Origin of the sequence: Delftia tsuruhatensis NBRC 16741 (assembly GCF_001571325.1) — a bacterium.
In the GTDB taxonomy this organism is placed as follows: domain Bacteria; phylum Pseudomonadota; class Gammaproteobacteria; order Burkholderiales; family Burkholderiaceae_C; genus Comamonas; species Comamonas tsuruhatensis.
Genome location: NZ_BCTO01000105.1, coordinates 1 through 4,002, shown reverse-complemented (window position 1 = coordinate 4,002; position 4,002 = coordinate 1). Strand labels below are relative to the sequence as shown.

4 protein-coding genes and 1 pseudogene are annotated in these 4,002 nt (G+C 69.7%); 4 read left to right on the top strand and 1 reads right to left on the bottom strand.

The features are described 5' to 3' along the window. The 4 genes and pseudogenes from DTS01S_RS29100 to DTS01S_RS29085 form a co-directional block, all read left to right on the top strand. A partial coding sequence (locus DTS01S_RS29100) for a 3-keto-5-aminohexanoate cleavage protein (protein WP_174538961.1) occupies positions 1-455 on the top strand: 455 nt, incomplete at its 5' end. 14 nt (positions 456-469) lie between these two features. Continuing rightward, positions 470-1,438, top strand: coding sequence for a Bug family tripartite tricarboxylate transporter substrate binding protein (locus DTS01S_RS29095; protein ID WP_061290115.1), 969 nt, complete (start codon positions 470-472; stop codon positions 1,436-1,438). A gap of 39 nt (positions 1,439-1,477) precedes the next feature. Beyond that, positions 1,478-2,448: pseudogene (locus tag DTS01S_RS29090) on the top strand (quinone oxidoreductase family protein). A gap of 12 nt (positions 2,449-2,460) precedes the next feature. Continuing rightward, complete coding sequence (locus tag DTS01S_RS29085; protein ID WP_046988273.1) at positions 2,461-3,543, top strand: AraC family transcriptional regulator; 1,083 nt, start codon at positions 2,461-2,463, stop codon at positions 3,541-3,543. 4 nt (positions 3,544-3,547) lie between these two features. Here the strand turns inward: DTS01S_RS29085 and DTS01S_RS29080 are convergent. Further along, on the bottom strand, positions 3,548-4,002 hold a 455-nt coding region (locus tag DTS01S_RS29080), incomplete at its 5' end, for a 3-keto-5-aminohexanoate cleavage protein (RefSeq protein ID WP_174538959.1).

The following is a 4,002-nucleotide window of genomic DNA, read 5'->3' as shown; positions in this document are numbered from 1 at the left end:
CCGTGGAGCGGCTCATGCGCCGCGGCATCTACAAGGGCCCGCTGGTGATGAACTGGGTGGCGATTGGCGGCGGCATGGATGCGCCCAGCATCTACAGCCTGGCCAACTTCGTGCGCGCCGTGCCCGACGGCGCCGTGCTCACCGTGGAAAGCTCGGTGCTTAACGTGCTGCCCGTGAACATGATGGGCATTGCCATGGGGCTGCACGTGCGCTGCGGCACCGAGGACAACCTCTGGAACCAGCGCCGCACGGCCAAGATGGGCACGGTGGCGCAGATCGAGCAGCTGGTGCGCATCGCAGTCGAGTTCGGCCGCCCCATCGCCACGGCGCAGCAGGCTCGGGAGATCTGCCGGATCGGCCAGTTCTACGGCACCGTGGAAGAGACGCTGGCGGCCAACGGCTTCGCGCCCAACCGCAACGGCGCCCAGCAGGGGTTTCTGCGCAAGGCCGCCTGAACCGGGAGCCCATGATGCAACGCATGCCCCCCTGGACTGCCATCGCCCTGGCCGCCTCGCTGCTGGCCGGTGGCGCCCACGCCTTCGGCGACAAGCCGGTCCGGCTCATCGTGCCGGCGCCGCCCGGCGGCACCATCGATGTGTTCGCGCGCATCATCAGCGATCAGCTGGCGCAGGAGATACGCCAGCCCGTCATCGTCGAGAACCGGCCCGGTGCCGGTGGCGCCATCGCCGTCAAGCACATGCTGTCCCAGCCGGCCGACGGCAGCACGCTGCTGGTGACGGTGACCAACATCCTCACCGAGGTGCCCCATGTGCTCAAGGTCGGCTTCGACCCCATGAAGGACGTGCGGCCCGTGGCGCAGATGGCGCGCTCGGTGATGCTGTTCATCGCCTCGCCGCAGTTTCCCGCGCGCGACGGGGCCGAGGCCATCGCCTACGTGAAGGCCCACCCGGGCACGCTGTCGTTCGCCTCGTACAGCCAGGGCACGGCCTCGCAGTACGCGGGCGCCATCCTCAACAGAAGGGCCCACCTGGACATGGAGCATGTGGCCTTCCCGGGCTCGGCGCCCGCGCTGGCCCAGGTCATGGGCAACCAGATCCCGCTGATGTTCGACGGATCGGTCACCTCCAAGCCGCTGATCGCTGGCGGCAAGGTCAGGCTGCTGGCCGTGGCCTACAAGAGCCGGCTGCCCGACTACCCGCAGGTGCCCACGCTGGCCGAGCTGGGCTACCCCGAGGTGGATTTCAGCAACTGGAGCGGCGTGTTCGCCTCGGCGCAGACGCCGCGCCCGCTGCTGGAGAAGATCCACGGCGCGCTGGCCCGGGTCAACGCCCGCAAGGCCGTGCGCGAACGCTATGCGGGCACGGGCTTCGAGCCCGTCGGAGGCGATCGCTCGCTGGAGCAGATGTCCACCGACCTGCGCGCCGAGTTCGAGCGCAATGCCGAGATCGTCCGGAACTTCGACATCCGGCTCAACTGATGCAGGGCGCCTCACGCAGGCGCTACACAAGGAGACTCCATGGCAAAGGCCATACGCTTTCATACCACCGGCGGCCCCGAGGTGCTCAGGCTGGAGCATGCCGAGGCCGGCGCGCCGGGACCCGGCCAGGCGCGCGTGCGCCACAGCTTCATCGCCGTCAACTTCATCGACATCTATTTCCGCACGGGCCGCTATCCGCTGGCCCTGCCCAACGGCCTGGGCTCGGACGCCGTGGGCGTGGTCGAGGCCGTGGGGGAGGGCGTGACCGAAGTGCGGCCCGGCGACCGCGTGGGCTACCTGATGGGCCCGCAGGGCGCCTACAGCGATGTGCGCGTGATGCCGGCCGATGTGCTGATCCCGCTGCCCGACGGCATCAGCGACCGCACGGCGGCCACGCTGATGATGAAGGGCATGACGGCGCAGTACCTGTTCCGCCAGGTCCATCCGCTGCAGGGGGCGAAACCATCCTCTACCACGCGGCGGCCGGCGGCGTGGGGCTGATCGCCTGCCAGTGGGCGCGTGCCCTGGGCGTGACCATGATCGGCACGGTGAGCACCGACGAGAAGGCCGCCGCCGCGCGCGCCAACGGCTGCGCCCACGTCATCGTGACCTCGCGCGAGCGCATCGTGGACCGCGTGATGGAGATCACGGGCGGCAAGGGCGTGCCCGTGGTCTATGACTCGGTGGGCAAGGACACGCTCATGGATTCGCTGGACTGCCTGCAGCCGCGCGGCCGGCTGGTCAGCAACGGCACCTCGTCGGGCTCGGTGGTGGTGGACTCCCAGCTGCTGGCCGCCAAGGGTTCGATCTGGATGACGCGGCCCGCCATGGTGCACTACATCCAGCCGCGCGCCCACATGCTGGAGATGGCGCGCGAGCTGTTCGACCATGTGCTGGCCGGGCGCATCGCCAGCGAGCCCCAGCAAAGCTTTGCGCTGGCCGATGCGGCCCAGGCGCACCGGGCGCTGGAGTCGCGCCGCACCACGGGCGCGACGGTGCTGATTCCCTGAAATGGACCTGCCATGCAGACCCCTGCGCTCCATGCCATCGGCACCGCGGCCGCAGGCCGCAGGCCCGTCACATGCGGTCTGATCCGCAGTGCCAGCCTGCATGGCTATGCCGACCTGGTGAAAAGCCTGGGCCATGATCCCGCCGTCCTTGTGCGCGCGGCGGGACTGTCGGCGCGCCTGCTCGACGACCCGGAGACGCTGATTCCCATCCATGCCGTGCGCGAGCTGCTGGAGGTGGCCGCGCGCACCACGGGAACGCAGGATTTCGCGCTGCGCCTGGCGGCGCGGCGCAGCCTGTCCCACCTGGGCCCCATCAGCCTTGTGCTGCAGCAAGAGCCCACGCCGCGCCAGGCGCTGGACACGCTGTGCCGCTACCTCAAGCTGCTGAGTGCAGGCATGTTCGTACGCATCGAGGACGCGGGCTCCGGGGTGCTGGTGCGCCAGGACCTGGTGCCCATCGCGGGCATGGCCATGCGCCAGTCCATGGAGCTGGCGGTGGGCGTGATGTTTCGCGTGCTGCGCGAGCTGATCGGTGCCCAGTGGCGCCCGCAGCAGGTCAGCTTCGTACACCGCGCACCGGCCGATGCATCGGCCCACCGTGCCTTCTTCGGCATGACCCCTTTGTTTGACCAGCCTTTCAACGGCATGGTCTGCCGCCTGGCGGACCTGCAACTGCTGCGCGAATGCGGCCAGGCGCAGGGCTCGGGCGTTGCGCGCTTTGCGCGAAGCCATCTGGAGCAGGCGCTGCGCAGCCGGGGCGAAGGCATGCAGGCGGCCTGCAGGGAGCTGATCATTGCATTGCTGCCGGGCGGCCGCTGCACGGCCCAGCAGGTGGCGCGCCACCTGGGAATGGACCGCCGCACGCTGCACCGCCGCCTGCTTGCGGAGGGGCAGACTTTCTCGGCGCTGCTCGACACCCTCCGCAGGGAACTGGTGCTGCGCCATCTGCAAGACGGTGGCCAGCCCCTGGGCGAGGTGGCGGGCCTGCTGGGGTTTGCCGCGCCCAGCGGCTTTTGCCACTGGTTCCGGGCCGCTTTCGGCGCCAGCGTCTCGGACTGGCGCAGGCGGGGGCAGGGACGGGTTGGCGAGGCCTAGTGCGTCAGGCGGTCTTGCGCAGAAATCCCTGGTTGCCGCCGTTGCGGTTGGGCGCGAAGCCGTTGGCCGCCAATGTCTCTTCGGGGGTGTCGTAGAACACGCCAATCTTGCTGATGGCGCGCGCCTGTTGCGCCGTGGCGATGGGGCGGCCGAACTCGCGCGCGATGCGCACCAGCTGTTCGATCTGGGAGACCGTGCTGGCCTTGGCGCTGCGCGACTGGTTCCACAGGCAGTCCTCGGTGCCGCAGCGCACGTGCAGGCCCATGGCGATGCCCATCATGTTCACGGGCAGCACGTTGCGCACATTGCTTTCCACGGTGAGCACGGCGCCATCGGGCACGGCGCGCACGAAGTGGGCCAGGCTGTAGATGCTGGGCGCGTCCATGCCGCCGCCGATCGCCACCCAGTTCATCACCAGCGGGCCCTTGTAGATGCCGCGGCGCATGAGCCGCTCCACCG

Bases quoted from the DNA above. Each gene is read 5' to 3' on its own strand.
- DTS01S_RS29085 (WP_046988273.1), top strand. From the start codon at position 2,461: ATGCAGACCCCTGCGCTCCATGCCATCGGCACCGCGGCCGCAGGCCGC.
- DTS01S_RS29095 (WP_061290115.1), top strand. From the start codon at position 470: ATGCAACGCATGCCCCCCTGGACTGCCATCGCCCTGGCCGCCTCGCTG.